19 protein-coding genes, 1 tRNA gene and 1 pseudogene are annotated in these 15445 nt (G+C 58.9%); 9 read left to right on the top strand and 12 right to left on the bottom strand.

The genetic code is table 11. From position 1 onward, the window contains the following. Positions 1–28 precede the first annotated feature (28 nt). The 3 genes from thiS to ACVWXE_RS03250 form a co-directional block, all read right to left on the bottom strand. Positions 29–226, bottom strand: a complete 198-nt coding sequence (gene thiS / locus ACVWXE_RS03260) for a sulfur carrier protein ThiS (protein WP_414357500.1) — start codon at positions 224–226, stop codon at positions 29–31. Then, on the bottom strand, positions 214–1488 hold the full coding sequence (locus ACVWXE_RS03255; protein ID WP_457489571.1) for an FAD-dependent oxidoreductase: 1275 nt from the start codon (positions 1486–1488) through the stop codon (positions 214–216). The genes thiS and ACVWXE_RS03255 overlap by 13 nt, the downstream gene beginning before the upstream one ends. Before the next feature lie 404 nt (positions 1489–1892). Next, positions 1893–2969: an ABC transporter substrate-binding protein gene (locus ACVWXE_RS03250; RefSeq protein ID WP_011433957.1), complete on the bottom strand. Its 1077-nt coding sequence runs from the start codon at positions 2967–2969 to the stop codon at positions 1893–1895. 571 nt (positions 2970–3540) lie between these two features. Here ACVWXE_RS03250 and upp point away from each other — a divergent pair. The 3 genes from upp to ACVWXE_RS03235 all read left to right on the top strand — a co-directional run bounded on the left by upp (position 3541) and on the right by ACVWXE_RS03235 (position 6084). Continuing rightward, positions 3541–4230 carry a uracil phosphoribosyltransferase gene (gene upp / locus ACVWXE_RS03245; RefSeq protein WP_011433955.1) on the top strand — a complete coding sequence of 230 codons (690 nt, stop codon included), beginning with the start codon at positions 3541–3543 and terminating at the stop codon, positions 4228–4230. A gap of 275 nt (positions 4231–4505) precedes the next feature. Beyond that, complete coding sequence (locus ACVWXE_RS03240; protein ID WP_414383968.1) at positions 4506–5390, top strand: HAD family hydrolase; 885 nt, start codon at positions 4506–4508, stop codon at positions 5388–5390. Next, on the top strand, positions 5377–6084 hold the full coding sequence (locus ACVWXE_RS03235) for a tetratricopeptide repeat protein (protein ID WP_414383967.1): 708 nt from the start codon (positions 5377–5379) through the stop codon (positions 6082–6084). The genes ACVWXE_RS03240 and ACVWXE_RS03235 overlap by 14 nt, the downstream gene beginning before the upstream one ends. 75 nt (positions 6085–6159) lie before the next feature. Here the strand turns inward: ACVWXE_RS03235 and ACVWXE_RS03230 are convergent, their stop codons facing one another. Together ACVWXE_RS03230 and ACVWXE_RS03225 are read right to left on the bottom strand one after the other, a co-directional pair. Further along, positions 6160–6312 (bottom strand): hypothetical protein, encoded by a 153-nt coding sequence (locus ACVWXE_RS03230; RefSeq protein ID WP_414328994.1) that lies wholly within the window; start codon positions 6310–6312, stop codon positions 6160–6162. Positions 6313–6375: 63 nt separating this feature from the next. Then, on the bottom strand, positions 6376–7497 hold the full coding sequence (locus ACVWXE_RS03225) for an LptF/LptG family permease (RefSeq protein ID WP_457489570.1): 1122 nt from the start codon (positions 7495–7497) through the stop codon (positions 6376–6378). Positions 7498–7751: 254 nt separating this feature from the next. Between ACVWXE_RS03225 and ACVWXE_RS03220 the strand changes: the two genes are divergently transcribed. Together ACVWXE_RS03220 and ACVWXE_RS03215 are read left to right on the top strand one after the other, a co-directional pair. Next, positions 7752–8042, top strand: a complete 291-nt coding sequence (locus ACVWXE_RS03220) for a hypothetical protein (protein ID WP_457489569.1) — start codon at positions 7752–7754, stop codon at positions 8040–8042. 3 nt (positions 8043–8045) lie between these two features. Next, positions 8046–8669 carry a pyruvate kinase gene (locus ACVWXE_RS03215; protein ID WP_457489568.1) on the top strand — a complete coding sequence of 208 codons (624 nt, stop codon included), beginning with the start codon at positions 8046–8048 and terminating at the stop codon, positions 8667–8669. Here the strand turns inward: ACVWXE_RS03215 and ACVWXE_RS03210 are convergent. Further along, positions 8666–9859 (bottom strand): RNA-guided endonuclease InsQ/TnpB family protein, encoded by a 1194-nt coding sequence (locus ACVWXE_RS03210; RefSeq protein ID WP_457489567.1) that lies wholly within the window; start codon positions 9857–9859, stop codon positions 8666–8668. The genes ACVWXE_RS03215 and ACVWXE_RS03210 overlap by 4 nt on opposite strands. Before the next feature lie 75 nt (positions 9860–9934). On the opposite strand from ACVWXE_RS03210, the pseudogene ACVWXE_RS03205 reads away from it, so the two are divergent. Further along, positions 9935–10510, top strand: a pseudogene (locus tag ACVWXE_RS03205) (pyruvate kinase); the annotation flags it as partial. 12 nt (positions 10511–10522) lie between these two features. Here ACVWXE_RS03205 and lptB read toward each other — a convergent pair. Next, the gene (lptB, locus tag ACVWXE_RS03200; RefSeq protein ID WP_011433949.1) at positions 10523–11251 is read right to left on the bottom strand and encodes an LPS export ABC transporter ATP-binding protein; all 729 of its coding nucleotides are present in this window, start codon (positions 11249–11251) and stop codon (positions 10523–10525) included. A 25-nt stretch (positions 11252–11276) separates the two neighbouring features. Here lptB and ACVWXE_RS03195 point away from each other — a divergent pair, with 25 nt between their 5' ends. The 3 genes from ACVWXE_RS03195 (at position 11277) to ACVWXE_RS03185 (ending at position 12470) form a co-directional block, all read left to right on the top strand. After that, positions 11277–11450, top strand: coding sequence for a hypothetical protein (locus ACVWXE_RS03195; RefSeq protein ID WP_011433948.1), 174 nt, complete (start codon positions 11277–11279; stop codon positions 11448–11450). Positions 11451–11514: 64 nt separating this feature from the next. Further along, positions 11515–11811, top strand: coding sequence for a hypothetical protein (locus ACVWXE_RS03190; RefSeq protein ID WP_011433947.1), 297 nt, complete (start codon positions 11515–11517; stop codon positions 11809–11811). 167 nt (positions 11812–11978) lie between these two features. Further along, positions 11979–12470, top strand: coding sequence for a pentapeptide repeat-containing protein (locus tag ACVWXE_RS03185; protein WP_041436730.1), 492 nt, complete (start codon positions 11979–11981; stop codon positions 12468–12470). 76 nt (positions 12471–12546) lie between these two features. Here the strand turns inward: ACVWXE_RS03185 and ACVWXE_RS03180 are convergent. From ACVWXE_RS03180 to ndhL, 5 genes are all read right to left on the bottom strand, one after another. Next, positions 12547–12627: transfer RNA gene (locus ACVWXE_RS03180), tRNA-Leu, on the bottom strand. A 90-nt stretch (positions 12628–12717) separates the two neighbouring features. Further along, positions 12718–13641, bottom strand: coding sequence for an NAD(+) kinase (locus ACVWXE_RS03175; protein WP_011433945.1), 924 nt, complete (start codon positions 13639–13641; stop codon positions 12718–12720). 273 nt (positions 13642–13914) lie between these two features. After that, complete coding sequence (locus ACVWXE_RS03170; RefSeq protein WP_457398309.1) at positions 13915–14436, bottom strand: response regulator; 522 nt, start codon at positions 14434–14436, stop codon at positions 13915–13917. Positions 14437–14774: 338 nt separating this feature from the next. Then, on the bottom strand, positions 14775–15089 hold the full coding sequence (locus ACVWXE_RS03165; RefSeq protein WP_414331908.1) for a DUF3007 family protein: 315 nt from the start codon (positions 15087–15089) through the stop codon (positions 14775–14777). A 28-nt stretch (positions 15090–15117) separates the two neighbouring features. Beyond that, positions 15118–15339 (bottom strand): NAD(P)H-quinone oxidoreductase subunit L, encoded by a 222-nt coding sequence (gene ndhL, locus ACVWXE_RS03160; RefSeq protein ID WP_414331907.1) that lies wholly within the window; start codon positions 15337–15339, stop codon positions 15118–15120. Between the last annotated feature and the right edge of the window lie 106 nt (positions 15340–15445).

Raw genomic sequence — 15445 nt, 5'->3', positions numbered from 1 at the left:
CAGGACAGAGCAGGAAGCAAGGGGGGCACTAGCCGCCAGCAACCGGAGCGACGATCTCCACCTGGTCGCCTTCTTGCAGACGAGTTTGCTCGTACTGGGCACGCGGCACAAACTTCAGATTAACCGCTACCGCAAAAGGGCCGCTGGCCCCCACCTGAGCCACTGCTTCGGACAAAGTGGTGCCTTCCGGCAAATCGTAAGGCTTTTGGTTGATCAAGACACGCATGGCGACAGGGACTCACCGGAAAGAGGGGCAGCCTGCACCTGAAAGGGGATCCCAAGCTGCTGGGCCAAGCGACAACTACCCTGGTGAAGATACTCCAAGACAGCATCGTGGATGGCCGGGGAGATCAGAAAGCCATGGCGATAGAGGCCGTTGATCTGCAACAGGCGAGGTGAGCGCTCCACCACGGCTGGCAGGTTATCCGCCAAGGTGGGACGACATTGGCTGCCCAATTCCAGGATACGCGCTTCTGCAAAGGCAGGATGTACGGCGTAGGCGGCGCTGAGCAACTCCAAAGCCGAGCGAACGCTCACCGGCGAGCGATCCTCAGATTCGATCTCGGTGGCTCCCACTACGAACAGGTGTCCCGGCTTGGGAGCGATGTAGATCGGATAGCGAGGATGCAACAGCCGGGTTGGACGCCGCAAAGAGACTTCCGGGGCATACAGGCGCACCACCTCACCCCGAACTCCGCGCAGCAGTCTTGGCCCGCCCCATTCTTTTTGGGCCCCCAGGCCGCGGCAATCCAAAACCCAGCCTCCGGTTTGTTGCTGCCAGGCTTGGGCCTGCTTCAGATCCCAGGGGCAACCCCACTCCACCTCCACCTCGTGCTGCCGCAGCTTGGCCAGCAGAGCCGACAACAGTTGGCGGTTGTCCAGTTGGCCCTCTTGGGGAAGATACAGGCCCTGCGCAAATCGCCCGGCTACCGATGGCTCCAGCTCGGCCAGAGCCTGAGCATCCAGAGGCTGGGGCTTAGGGAGAGCGGGAAGGCGCTCCACCACAGCGGCCAGCAGGGACGAGAAACGTCTGGCTTCCCCGGCATCTTGGCGGTGCCAGAGGATCAAAGTGCCCTCCTGCTGAAAGAAAACCGGCTCTGGCAGGCTGGCCAGAAGGGCGGGCCAGCGGGAGAGGGCATAGTACCCCTGGGCCACCACACTGGCTTCGGCGACGGCGGACTCGGCCAAAGGAGCTAGCATAGCAGCGGCAAAATGGGCAGCGCTGCTCTCAGGAGCAGTGGCCGCCTCCACAATGCGGACAGGATGCCCAACCTCGACAAGGCTGGCGGCCAACAAACGCCCCATCAGCCCAGCCCCGAGGACAAGGATGGGATCCCGCTGCGCTGCCCAAGGCCAAGTGATCCCTGCCGCGTCAGCGGCGGGGAATGAGCCCGTCAGACTGGCTGGCGGGTCTGGCGGAGAAGAGGAGGGTGAAAGGGTCAAAGTGCCCTGCGCTGCTGACACAATGGATTCCATACTGGATCCCATGATAGGCTTTCCAGCTCGGCGATGAATCTGTTCCCACCTGTGCCTGCATTTGTTGATGGAGTGCTGGGCCAAGCTTCGCTGGAACGCCTTTTCACTTGGAGCTTTTTGTTTGATCTCGCTGTTGGTCTCCGGGATCCGTCTGGGGGTGCCGGTGTTGCTGGCGGTGTTGGGGGAGGTGATCACGCAGTGTTCTGGCATTCTCAATTAAACCGGAATGAAACATTTCCCTCTAGCCCCCTTCTCCCTCTGAGAGAAGGAATGGGGGTGAGGGCAGTGGCGCGGAGCGTTTAGGGGGTGTCTCAATCTAGTTTGAAATGACTATAGTTCCCCTCTCCCTTGGTGGAAGAGGGGCTGGGGGCGAGGGGGGATCCCTTGGGCTGAGAAGCGCCAAGGGTGGAAGTCCGTCAGGCAGTGTAGTAGGCAGTGCCTTTATTGACGAAGTCCAGTGTGTAGGCAGCCCGGTAGTTGATGGTTGGCTCAAATACGCCGGCCACCGTCATGCTGTCGAAGAAGTCTTGCCAGCGTTTGTCGGTCATGGCGCCAATGCCTTTTTCCAACGCATCGCCGGACAAGATGATGCCGTACTCCTGCAATTTCTCGAAGCTGTAGGCCAACTGGGCATCGGTCATCTCCGGGTTGTCCTGCTTGATCAAGCGATAGGCCGGACGGGGATCCTCCAAGAAGCTGTACCAGCCTTTGATAGAGGCATCCACGAATCGCTCCACCAAGTCGGGCTTGGTTTCCACCAGTTGGCGACGGGTTTCGATGGTGGTGGCGTAGGGTTTGTAGCCCAAATCCGCCAGGAGGAAGACCACCGGCTCAAATCCCCCTTCCCGTTGGATGGCAAAAGGCTCGGATGTCAGATAGCCTTGCTGAGCTGAGCTGGGATCCGCCAAAAAGGGGCCGGGGTTGAAGTTGTAGGGACGAACCTGATCGTCGGTGAAGCCAAAGCGGGCCTTTAGGTAGGGCCAGTAGGTGGCAAGCCCCCCTTTCGAGACGAAAATGGGCCGGCCCTTGAGCTCTTCAAAGCGCTGGGTGCCGGGGTGGGTCATGATGATCTGCGGGTCTTTCTGGAAAATGGCTGCCACACACACCAAAGGGATCCCTTCTCGCACGGCATTGATCACCCCTGTGCTTCCTCCCATGGCAAATTCGGCAGCTCCACCGGCCAAAACTTGGGTGATGTTGATGCCGGGGCCACCCATCTTGATGGTTACATCCAGGCCATGCTCGCGGTAGATGCCGGTCGCCACCGCCTGATAGAAGCCGCCGTGTTCCGCCTGAGCATACCAGTTGGTAGCGTAGGAAACGCGATCCAGGCCGGATCCCTGAGCCACGATCAGGGTGGGAGAGGGTTTGCGCTGAGCTTGGGCGCCCCCTGCCGCCAGCAGACCGCCCCCAAGGGCTGCGGCCCCCACTTTGAGAAGCTGACGGCGGCTCAGAGCCTTGGTGTTCGAGTCAGAGGGTTGAGACGAAGCCATAATCCATTCTCCCTAAGCTAATCCTTGCAAGGTGTGAGGGGGCCAAAGATGCAGGTACAGCCTATTGAGGGGCTACGGATACGGTTGTAAACCTACTTGTTCTAAACCTCATCGGAGTCAAGCCTCAGAAACACGATGTTTTGTATCCCTTAAGTTTTGTATCCCTTAATTTGTGAACAGGCTGTAACTTGCGACACCCCATTAAGCCAGAAACCCTTGGACAGAGCGGTATCTCCGGCTACCGGTACTTGCAGACGAGATCCGCCGGCATTGGGTTCCATCGGCGGGAGGCCAAGCTGCCCTGGGGCCAGCACCTCAGTTCGCAAATGGCAAGAGGAACAAAACCCGAAACCAGCCTTGCCCTGGTCTATCCCAAACCTGTAGCCACCGAACATGACCGGCGCTCGAAGTAGCCTGCAGATCTCATTCTGCCGCAATCTTGCTGGGTCAAAGAGCCCCACCCCTTGAGCATTTGCCGGAGCTGTTGGCAATTTATCCCCGGTCGGGATGGAGTTGCGGCCAATTGGAGAGCTTGCTTTCTAGAGCTTGCTTTCTGCTAAGGCAACCCGCTATGCTACCGCCCAGATTGAGGCATTCTCCCGTGGCAAGTCAGCAGCTTCGTGTCTATGTCCCCCCTCACCCGCTCATTAAGCACTGGCTAACCGTGGCTCGGGATGCGGAGACGCCCATGCCCCTGTTTCGCACGGCCATGTCGGAGCTGGGCCGCTGGCTAACCTATGAGGCGATGCGGGAGTGGATCCCCACCCAAACCGTTCAGGTGCAAACCCCTTTGGAACCCGTTGCCGCAGAGGTCATCGCGCCGGATACCCTGCTGGGCATTGTGCCTGTATTGCGGGCTGGCTTGGCGATGCTGGAAGGCTGTCAGGCCCTTTTGCCCCAGGCGCGGATCTTTCACATTGGCATGGTGCGGGATGAGGAAACGCTGCAGGCCAGTTGCTACCTCAATCGCCTTCCAGAGCGGATCCCTGAACAGATGCGCATTCTCATTCCCGAGCCGATGTTGGCCACCGGGGGCACGCTGCTCTGGGTTTTGGATGAGCTAAAAAAACGGGGGGCGGATCCCAGCTTGGTTAGAATTGTCAGCGCATTGGCAGCGCCCCCAGGGTTACAGCGGTTGGGATCCCACTACCCGATGGTGCAAATTTTCTGCGCCATGATTGACGAGCGGCTGAACGATCGAGGGTTCATTTTGCCCGGGCTGGGGGATGCAGGGGATCGTGCCTTTGGCACAGAGAACTAGCCACTGACCCACTCAATCTGTCTGTCTTCTCTGCTGCTGGTTTTTGAGCCAAGATCTTCGGCGACACACGCATTCTGTAGTGCTCAATCGAGCTTTTACCACTTCTGGCGCACGGATTGCCCATTCACCCAGATGCTGTGAGGGAGAGCATTTGAGGCTAACCCCCCTCAGATTGGTCAAGCTATTGGATCATGGGTAATGTTGGCCGCTTCAGGGATCCCGGTCGCGCTACTTGCAATTCTGACGGGGCCAGCACCTTTTCCCTTCCTGCACCTATGCGACTTGTCCTTACCAGTTTAGATGGCAGCTTGCTGGATCTGGAGTCCAACAGCTATGGTGCTGCCCGACAAGCCTTGGCTGCCCTAGAGCGCCGCTCCATTCCCTTGGTGCTCTACAGCCTGCGCACCCGCGCTCAACTGGAACATGTGCGGCGGCAGTTGCGCCTGGAGCATCCGTTCATCTGTGAGGATGGCTCTGCCGTTTACGTTCCCGAGCATTACTTCCCGGCGGGCATCCTAGACGAGCAGTGGCAACACCGACCGCCCTACTACGTGTATGCTTTGGGTCTGCCCTATTCTCGCCTGCGCAGCATCCTGCAACAGGTGCGTCAAGAGTCCCACTTGGATTTGATCGGGTTTGGGGATTGGACTGCCTCTGAACTGGCCGCTGCCACTGGGATCCCTTTGGAAGAGGCAGAGCGGGCGCAGCAGCGAGAGTACAGTGAGATTTTCAGCTATTCCGGGGATCCCGAAACCCTGCGGGAAGCTTTTGCCCAGCAAGAAGCCAACCTCACCCAACATCTGCTGCGGGTGCGTCAGCTTCACTTCTCTAGCCTGCCGCAATGGTATCTGACCGGATGGATGCAGCCAACGATGGCCGCAGAACCCAATTGGTTACCGGGGGAACAGGCGGTGCAGCGGCTGCTGGATTGCTACCAACGGCATCTGGGCCCTATCAAAGCTTTGGGCATTGGGTGTTCCCCGCCAGATGTGGCCTTTTTGCGATGGTCGGAACAAAAAGTGGTGCTTCCCAGCCCCATTGCGGATAGTCTCTGGAGTGAGGCCCTGCCTCAATGGCAATTGGCTCAGCTCCCGGGCCCAGAGGGGTGGAATGAAGTGGTGTTGATGTGGTTGGAGGAAACAGATCATGGTGATGAATAGGCAGCAGATTGGTCGTCAGGCTGTACCCTTAGGCCTGAAAACGGTGGGGTGCCTGCTGAGCTTGGCGGTGGCCATGCCTGCCCACGCGCAACCGCCCATGACCCTACTGACAGGGGAGCCGACGGTCGCCCAACTGAAGGAAGACGGAGCTCGCTATCTGCAGATGGGCTTTCATACCTTGGCCATCAACGCCTACCGGAGCGCAATTGAACTGGAAGAAAAAACCTTGGTGCTGCCCAGCGAACGGGATCCCGACGTGCCTTTCAACCTCGGCTTGATCTATGCCCGTCAAGGCAAGCTGGCGGAGGCCCGCGCCGCCTTTCAGCGCTCGGTGGAGGTGGATCCCAGTGGCTTTAAGGCTCGCTATCAACTGGCCTTGGTGGATCTCAAGCTGGGGAACCTGGTCGCTGCCAAAGAGCAGCTCACCCTCTTGGCCCATGCCGCCAGCAACCATCCCGAAACCCACAGCCATATTCAAGCTCTGCTGGCCACTCTGGAGTCTGTTCCCTTGCCCGGCCAACAAGGGGAGAACCCGGCTCGCCCTCCAGCCGTTGAGTCAGAAGCCGCCAAGCTTTTGCTCGAACCTCAGAAAACAGAAACAGCCGCCCTGCCAACTGCGACTGAAAAGAAAGGGCCAGAGGAAGAGAAACCCCTCTCGCTTCTGCAGCGGCTCCGCCAACAGGAGCGGGACTAGTTCTCTCTCGGCCCAGACTGACAACCCATGAAGGCATGTAGCTGGATGCCAGGGATCCCGTCACCGGGCCTTGGGCTAGGCTCGCCCCTTTTGGGGATCCGACTGAGAATCCTCGGGCTGGGGCCCTTTGGTGGTGAACACCGTGGTGAACATCATCAGCATGCCTCCCCCCAAGATCAGCAGGGCTAATCCGCCAAACATCCAATTCATCCAAGCTTGAACTTCCATGGGGGGCTCTCCAGAATACACAGGCAACCCTGATCCTACATCTGGAGAAACGGTGCCCAGCAGCTACTGATTGGCTCGGTAAAGCAACCCCAGCCCTACGGCGGCACAGATCAAGTTGGGCAACCAAGCCGCCATTGCTGGCCCCAGCGTCCCAATTTGTCCCAGCGCCTGGGTGATGAACAGCAGCACATAGAAGGCAAAGATAATCAGCACACTGATGCCCAACCCCAAAGAGGAACCGGTGCGCTGCGGGCGCAGCCCCAAAGGCACCCCAATCAGGGTAAACGCCAGACACGCGAAAGGAATGGCATACTTTTGGTTGAGGCTGACCTGCAGACGGCGCACCCGTTGCAGATCTCCAGAACTGGCGATCACCTCGATGTAATGCTTCAGCTCCCGAATGTTCATTTCCTCAGGGCTGCGAATCTCCTGAGCCAGCTCCAGCGGCGCGCGAGGCAGACGCAACTCCTGCCGGCTGAAGGTGGCAATGTTGCTGTAGGTGCCATCCGGAGAAACGATGTAGTTGGTGCCATCCTCAAACACCCAAAGATTCTCTTGGGGATCCCAGCGCCCCCGCTGGGCCAGCAGAATTTGGTTGAGCGCCTCGTTGGAAAAATCCAGGACGATAATGCCGCGCATTTGCTTTCCATCGAAGCTGCGGGCGTAGAACTGACGGGTTAGCCCTTGTCGCCGGGAAAAGGTGCCGTCTGGCTCAGGCATGAGGATCTCGCCAAATTCTTGGTAGAGGATATTCTCCCGCCGGAAGTCCGGATCCCGATTTAAAGCTCGGTTCAAAGTCGTGGCTGCCTGGCGATTGCTCACCGGCACCACCAGCTCATTGAACAGAAACGTTAACGTCGTCACCAACAAGCTGAGGATGAGGGCAGGCACCATGAGGCGGTAAAGGCTCACCCCGCATCCGCGCAAGGCCGTGATCTCGTTGTCGGCAGACAAGCGCCCGTAGGCCAGCAACGTCGCCAGCAACATGGACATCGGGAACGTCAAAACGATGATCCCCGGCGCCCGCAGCACGAACACCTGCAAGGCTGCTGAAATCGATAACCCTGCCTCCACCACCAGGCGCACCAGCTCGAACAGGGATCCCACCGCCATCACCAAGGTTGTGAAAGCTCCCACCCCAAAGAGAAACGGCAGCAGCATCTCCGAGAGGACATAGCGATCCATCAGGCCCACCGCGCAAACGAGGGAGAGCCTGTGGTCAGGCCGCTCGCGGGAACGGGCAGGAGGGAGAGAATGAAGTTTCACGCAACCCAAGGAAGTAGTAGGCAGGACAGCCGAAGGCTGTTAACGACTCTAGACCGGAACACTGGGCAATGAAAGGCTATCGCCTTCCTTTCTCAACCTAACCCGCCTATGATCGACCCCAAGTAAGCTCAGGCATAGAATTGGGCCGGGTTTGTCTTGGGAAGACTTTCGACATGGTTTCCTCCTCTTCCCCCTCCTGCAATCTTAGGAGTTTGCTGGAGCGGCTCCTGGAGCTGCGGCAGCAGGTTGTAGAGGGATCCCAGAAATACTTGGCCGCTTGGGGCTGCCTTACGAGCCCTCCTGCGGCCATCCACAACCTGGCGCGCTACCTGGCGCTGCGCCAACAGGATCTGCGCAGCTTGCAACTGGAGCTGGCGGCTGCGGGGCTGTCCTCGCTGGGGCGCTGTGAGTCGCGGGTTCTGGAGAGCCTGGATGCGGTGATTGCTATTTTGGCAGCCACCTAGGGTTTGACCCATACGGCACCCAGCTATGAAGAGTTTTACGCCGGGGATACGGCACTAGAGCAGCACGCCGAGGCGCTGTTTGGCCCTCCTTCTCCCCATCGCCGCGCGCGCATCATGGTGACCCTGCCCAGCGAAGCCGCCGAGCAGCCGGAGCTGTTGCTGCAGTTGTTGGAGCGGGGCATGAACGTGGCCCGCATCAACTGCGCCCACGACGAGCCCTCGGTGTGGGAGAAAATGGTGGCCCACTTGCGCCAGGCCGAAGCCCAGACCCAACGGCGTTGCAAGATTTTGCTGGACCTGGCCGGCCCCAAGATCCGCACCGGCCCAGTGGCCATGCCCCCTGGCAAAACCAAGGTGTACCGCGGGGATCGCATCCTGCTCACCGCGAAGGTTCCTGAGGCCAGCGCCGATATCTCCTGCCAGGTGACCTGCAGCCTGCCGGAGGTTTTGGCGCACCTGCAGGTAGGGGCAAGTGTTTGGATCGACGACGGCAAAATCGGCGCCCGCGTGGTAAGGATCGAGCCGGCAGGCGTGGTGCTGGAGGTGGACAAAGTTGCCCCTCAGGGCAAGAAGTTGCGAGCAGAAAAAGGCCTCAATTTTCGTAAACTACCCGGCTCCGACCGCTAAGCGGTACGGAGCGGGCTTTCAGTAGCCCTGAGCCTGCTCTGCTCTACCAGAGAACAAAACAGGCCCGAACCTCTAGGCTGGTTTACGGCAGCCCCCAAGAGCGCAATTACGTTTGCACCATTCAAGTCCGCATCTCCTTCCCATCCACAGTGCCCACACTTAAACTTCTTCCCACTGCGGTAGGATTGCGCAGGATCGGGATGGATGTGTAAACACTTGTGACAGGTCTGCGACGTGTAGGCAGGCGGCACAGGAATCAGAGAAACCCCTGCAACTCTCGCCTTGTATTCCAGAAACTGGCGTAGCTGGTAGAACGCCCAACTGTTGGTTCTGCGCCGTTCGGCCTTGTTGCGCGGCTGTTGATTGACTCTTTCACGGATCCCTGTCAGGTCTTCCAGAGCGATAGCGCTGTTGGTAGCTTTTGCCCTGGAGACAATAGCTTTAGAGATGCGATGATTGACCCACGTTTGAAAGCGTCTCTCCTTGCCAGACAGCCGTTGCAGCAGTTCTCTGCATCTGCGCCGCGAACTGCGTGTGCCCTTACTGGCTTTGCGTTGGAGTACCGCCCTCAACCGGGAGTAGTGGTCTCGGACTCGGTTCAACTGTTGTCCATTCCAGTTGTCCCCCTCTGACGTATGAGCAATATCCGTCCTTCCCAAGTCCACCCCGATCACCTTGTCGGTATCTTGTTGCTTGGGTGGCTTTTTCTCTACGCAAATCTGGATGTAGTAGGAGCCATCTTTGCGCTTGACCAGGGTGGCAGATTTGGGGTTGGAACCAGCCAGCATCCCACGCTGGTAGTTGCCAATGGCCAGTTCAAAGCGCTCTCGCCCTTCCACCGTGGTCAGCGACACCGTCCAGTCTTTTTGACGGAACGAAAAGATACGGGCGTCGTAGGTAACAAAGCCGCTCTTAAACTCCTTGACGGGACGCTTTTTCTGCTTAGCCACTTTGCGGGAACCCGCTACCCGTCTGCACACCTGTTGAGCCAAGTTACTGGACAAGCCAAACCGGGCTCGAGTCTCGTAGTAGCAAAGGGATTGCAGCTTGACCGCGTTGACGATCTTCTCCTGCGTGTTCTGGTTGACCCAGTTCAATGCCTGTACAAAGGCATTCATCGTCGCGTCCAATTTGGCGGCTTGCGACTGGGCTACCTTGAGCTTGCAGGAGACGGTCAGGACTTGGGTCATGGTTCTATTGTAACCTCGCATTCCTCCCGGCACTGACCCTACGGGTACAGTGCGGGGCTCCTGCGATTTCTAGCTGACAGTCAGCTCCAGATCCGTTCCCTTAGCGACAAAGACTGCCAAGACCTGGACTTTGTGGTGCGGCATGCCGACTTAGTGGGCTATTCCTTTGTCCAGCAGCCAGCGGACTTGCAGTTGCTGGTTTCTGAGCTGGAGCGGCGGCAGGCTCGCCCCGATCTGGGCTTGATCCTCAAGATGGAAACGCAGCGGGCGGTGAAAAACCTGCCGGCCTTGATCGCGACCGTTGCCGGCTGCCGGCCCCTGGGGGTGATGATTGCCCGCGGCGATCTGGCCGTGGAGATCGGTTGGCTGCGCTTGGGCGAGATCCAGGAGGAACTGCTGTGGATCTGCGAGGCAGCCCAGGTGCCGGTGGTCTGGGCTACCCAGGTGCTGGATCAGCTCACCAAGGAGGGCTTGCCCTCGCGGCCTGAGCTTTCCGATGCGGTGATGTCTGCCCGCGCCGAATGTGTGATGCTCAACAAGGGCCCCTACCTGCTGGAGGCGGTTGCCCTCCTGGACGAGCTGCTGGCTCGGATGCAGACCCACCAGCACAAGAAAAGCCAACGCCTGCGAGCTCTGTACTCCTGGAGGTGACCTGGAGCTGCCCTAGAGACGGAACTTCTCCCCCAGGTAATACTTGCGCACCAAGGGATCCGCCGCCAGCTCCGCCGCCGTGCCCTTGGCCAAAATGGCCCCGTCGTTGAGGATATAGGCCCGGTCGGTGATCTCCAGCGTCTCCCGCACGTTGTGGTCAGTAATCAAAACACCGATGCCCCGTTGCTTGAGCTTGGCCACCACCTCCTGAATATCCGCCACCGCGATGGGATCCACCCCCGCAAAGGGCTCATCCAGCAGCAGAAATTTCGGCCCGTGGATCCCAGCGGCCAAGGCACGGGCGATCTCCGCTCGGCGACGCTCCCCCCCCGATACCTGCAGGCCCAGGCTGTGGGCCACGTGGGCGATGCGAAACTCCTCCAGCAGTTGGTTGAGCCGCTGCTGCCAGAGGCGGCGAGGCACCCCCGTTTGCTCCATGATCAGCAGCAGGTTGTCTTGGATGCTGAGGCGACGAAAAATACTCGGCTCCTGGGCCAGGTAGCCGATCCCCAATTGGGCCCGGCGATGCATGGGCAGGTGGGTGATGTCTTGGTCATCCAACCAGACATGGCCGCGGTTGGGCTGGATCAGGCCAGTCATGATGTAGAACGTGGTGGTTTTCCCCGCCCCATTGGGGCCCAGGAGCCCCACGATTTCCCCCTGCTGAATGTTCAGGCTAACGTCGCTCACCACCTCACGGCGGCCATAGCGCTTACAGATGTTTTCTAAGTAGATCTGCATAGGGCCGGCACAGGGCTGCTGATCAATGCTTACTGATTCTGTAGGGCTGATTCTCTCCAACCGACAGGGATCCCGGCTGCCGCAGCGCACAGGCTACTTCCTCAAAGATGCCCCAAACCCCGCCCACAATCCAGGGGAGTGTAGGCAAAGTGGATCCCTCTCAAGCCAACTGGAGGGATCCCTAATGGGGTTCTCATAGCTCACGGCAACTGCTCGCCCCCCTCAAAATGGGATCATTTCACTAGGGGATCCCTGGCCTTCCCATGCTTCGCTGCCCAGCTTGCTACTGGCTCAACTCCAACTCCGATTATCGCTGTCGTCGCTGTGGGCACTTTTTGCGCCATCGCCCGCTTCCTGTTGCCGAGAAACTCAACCCAAGAAGGCCAACAACCAGCCCTGCCGGCTGGCGGGAAATCCGCTGGGATCGCGTCCTGACTTCCTCGGCAATACTCGGGGTTTTGGTGGGGTTGGGGCAACTGTCTTGGCATTGGGTGCAGCCGCTGCTCAAAGATCCACCCCTTCCCAGTGTTGGCAACGGCCCGGCAGCTTCGGGACGATAGGACTCCAAACGTCATCCCGCCCTGAGAGAGCCTGCTATCAGGTGGGCCAGACAGACCTGCGGAGTGGCCGAAGCCAGAAGATGCCACTATCATGTGACCAGCGCAGAACCATCCCCCTCTGCTGTGTCCCTTCACGTAAACCTTCAAAATTGTGAGGCTTGGTAACCATGAACCTCAATCTCAAAGTTCCCGCCATTTGGGCACTACTGGCCACGGCAGCCTTGGCTTCCTCTGCCGCAGCCACAACCTACAACTCTTGTTTTATGCGCTACCTCATGGCTTCCCGCACCTGTCCCAACTGCCGCCTGGGATCCATTGAGCTGAGCAATCTGGATTTGGCGGAGGCCAATTTCAGCGGTTCCGATCTCATCGAGGCCAATCTGGAGCGCACCATCTTGACGGGCGCCGATCTCAGCCAGTCTTACCTGGTGGGGGCCAATTTGCGGCGGGCTCAATTGGGGGGAGCCAACCTGAGTGGCGCTTACCTGGAGGGGGCAGACTTGCGGGGGGCCAACCTGCGGGGGGCCGATCTCTCTTCTGCATCCCTGTACGGCGCCGACTTGCGGGGGGCCGATCTACGCGACGCCAACCTGGTTGGGGCTGACCTGCGCTTTGCTCGCACCTGGGGCGCACGCCTGCAGGGTGCCGTTCGGGAATAGTGCCAAAGGCCGAAGCCAGCTTCCCCTCTCCCTCTCTGGGAGAGGGACTAATGAATAACGCGTACTAATTGCGTAATGCGGATGGCGAGACTCGAACTCGCAAGGCAAAGCCACACGCCCCTCAAACGTGCGCGTATACCAATTCCGCCACATCCGCTTCCGAGCCTAACCATCATAGCGACAGAGGGGTGGAGTTGTTAAGGGCATTGGCCATTTTGCAGCTATGGCTTGTCCTGCCTCGGCAAAGTTAAGGCAACTCCACCGACGTGGGCTTGGAAGCGTGGGGCAGTCCCCACCCCAACTTCTCTCGCATAACCCGGAAAAATTCCGGTCGGCGCAGGCGCATCAAATCTGTCCAATAGGGGGCACGTACCACCCGAATCTGGTCTTCCGGCATGATGTAGCAGCCGGCATTTCCATCTACCACCAAAACCAGTGGCTGAGGGGTAACGGGGCTAATCCATACCTCCTCCGAATCGGGGAAGACCAAGGCCCGCGACGCCATGGAATGGGGGCAGATGGGAATCAGCTGCAAAACCGGCACCCCCGGTGTGATCACCGGCCCACCCGCCGAGAGGGCATAGGCCGTCGAGCCGGTGGGAGTAGCCAAGATGACTCCGTCGGCAGCCACATCCAGAGGTGAGTGATCCCCGATGGTGATCTCGAAGTGGCACATGCTGGTCAAAGGCTCGCGGTGCAACACCATCTCGTTTAAGCTCAAGACCTCCCAGCGCAATTCTTGCCCTCGGTAGGCTTGCACCAGCAACATGCTGCGGCGATCCAGGGTGTATTCCCCGGCAATGGCGGCACTGGCTGCCTCTTCTAGGTGAGGAAGGTAGGTCTCCGTCAGAAAGCCCAGATGGCCCGTATTCACCGCCAACAAGGGGATCCCTTTGGGGGCCAGTTGCCGTGCTGCTGCCAAGACGGTGCCATCTCCCCCCAACACCACCGCAAACTTCATGGTTTGATCAAATCCAGCCGGGGCCAGGCTATCTACTTTGGTCAGGCAGATGGGGCTGTCGGGCTTGGCATAACCGAGGATACCGCCCCAGTTGGGGGCCACACAGACTTCCCAGCCCTGCTCCTGAAACCAGCGGGCTAGGGTTTCGCTGCTGCGTTTGGCGGCGGGTTTGGCGTCGTTGTAGAGGATCCCGGCTTTGGGCTTGGTCATGGGCAATGGGAAGGCAGAGGTGCCAAAACTCTATCAGTTCTGCAGGCCCCTCTGCTGGCCAGGTGATCCATTCCACAATTTCTGCCAGCAGACTTCGCTGATACATTGACGCTGAACAAGACGGGTAGCTTGCACGGCGAAGCCATACACTGCTGCCCGGGGCTGCAGCGATTGCATCCTGCTCGTTGCCAATCGGCAGCTCAACCCTGGCAGGGCAAGAAGCTACGAGAAGCTACGAGGAAAAACGAGTGACGGCAGGTTGGAACGAGTACCTCAATCGACAGGGCGACCCCGGTACATCAGTCGGTACTTCACCTGCGGGGTCAAGTCTTTTTGCCCTGGATCCCCTTCCGCGGTGATGGGTTGTGGAGGGGCGGTGGGAGAGTGGGCGCTCGGCTGCGGGGGAGGGGTGGAAGAAGATGTACGGCTGACCTCCGCCGGCCATAAGCCCGCTTGCTTCAGAGCCCTGTGGAGCGCCTCCGTGTCAATAGGCAAAAACCACCTGGCAGCCTCGTAAATCCGTTCGAGGGAGTGGAGAAGGTCGCCGGCCTCCGCCAAGCCAGGGATCACATCTGCTGCCCCCTGGTAGATTGCCCAGCGCCGCTCTGCGGGCTCGATGTGGCGGCGGGGGTGATGAGTCAGGATCACAGGGATGTTGGGCAGCTTGCTTTGACACTCTCGACAAAAGGCATAGGGGTTAAACAGCCCCGTCGTCATGTCCACCACCATCAGATCCAAATCCAGAGGCTGGCTTGTTGCCGCCTCCAGCAGATCTTCACGTGGGGAAATCGGCACCACAGAGTGCCCCTGAGACTCCAGCGCCAACTTCCAGAGATGAATTTGCGAGGGCTGGCCCTGAGCTAGCAGTATGGTTTTTCTCACAGTGGATGGAGATATGCGAGTAGAAGGAAAGGCAAAGGCTTGCACCACTTAATAATCCGTCGTACGCCAGAATCTTGTGCGGGGCGTAATGTAGCATTCTTAGGGGAAGCAAATGGTAACCGGATATACAGATATACAAGTGTTGCGGTTTAAGCCCGACGCTCCATACCCTTAAACCTGGATCCCCAGCAGCCGACAGCCAATTTCTGGGTGCGGCCTGTCCGACGGCCTCAACGTTTGTCTTGCTCAATTCAATCTGGGATCCCTTCTTTCTCGCTTTCCAATTCAGCTTGCAGGGCCTGCAACTCTTCTGGGGAGAGGGAGCGGAGCCTCTCTTGAATCTGCTGGGTCTCGAAGCTGGCCCATTGAGCCTTCAGGGTCATTTCCCCACGCAGCACCCGCTTCAGGTAGCCAAAAGTCCACCCCAAGCAGGCCAATAGAAGCACCACGCTCGATATCTGCTGCGCGGCCCCCGTATCCAAGCCCGCCCAAAGCAGCAGGCCGTAGAGGATCCCTCCCCCCAGCAGCAGGGCCAAGCCTATGCCAAGAACGTCCAATCTGCGCATGGCTCAGTGGATCGACAAACGGCTGACCTTACAGCGACCGAGGCTTGGGCCGAAACGTCATGAAGGGAGCCAAGAGCACCATGCCGGGAAAGAAAAACAAGACCAAGAAAAACATCAGCACCTTTTCCCAAGCACTGCCTGAAGTCCAGCGTTTGTCCACGTACAGCAGAGACAACAGAGGCAGCACCAGCAAATAGAGAACAGCCAAACCGGCATAAGTTAACCCAATCAACGATGTAGTAGAAGCCATGTCGAGTGCGCTCCGCAGCTAGACCTATGTCCAACAAATCTAACAGGATTGTAAAGGGATTTGTCAGCTTGGGGGAGTTCGTAACTCAGCCAACTGACCACAAACT

Source organism: Thermostichus sp. MS-CIW-41, assembly GCF_054058915.1.
Note: the sequence above shows the minus strand (reverse complement) of the source record. Positions and strands in the feature narration are given on the sequence as shown.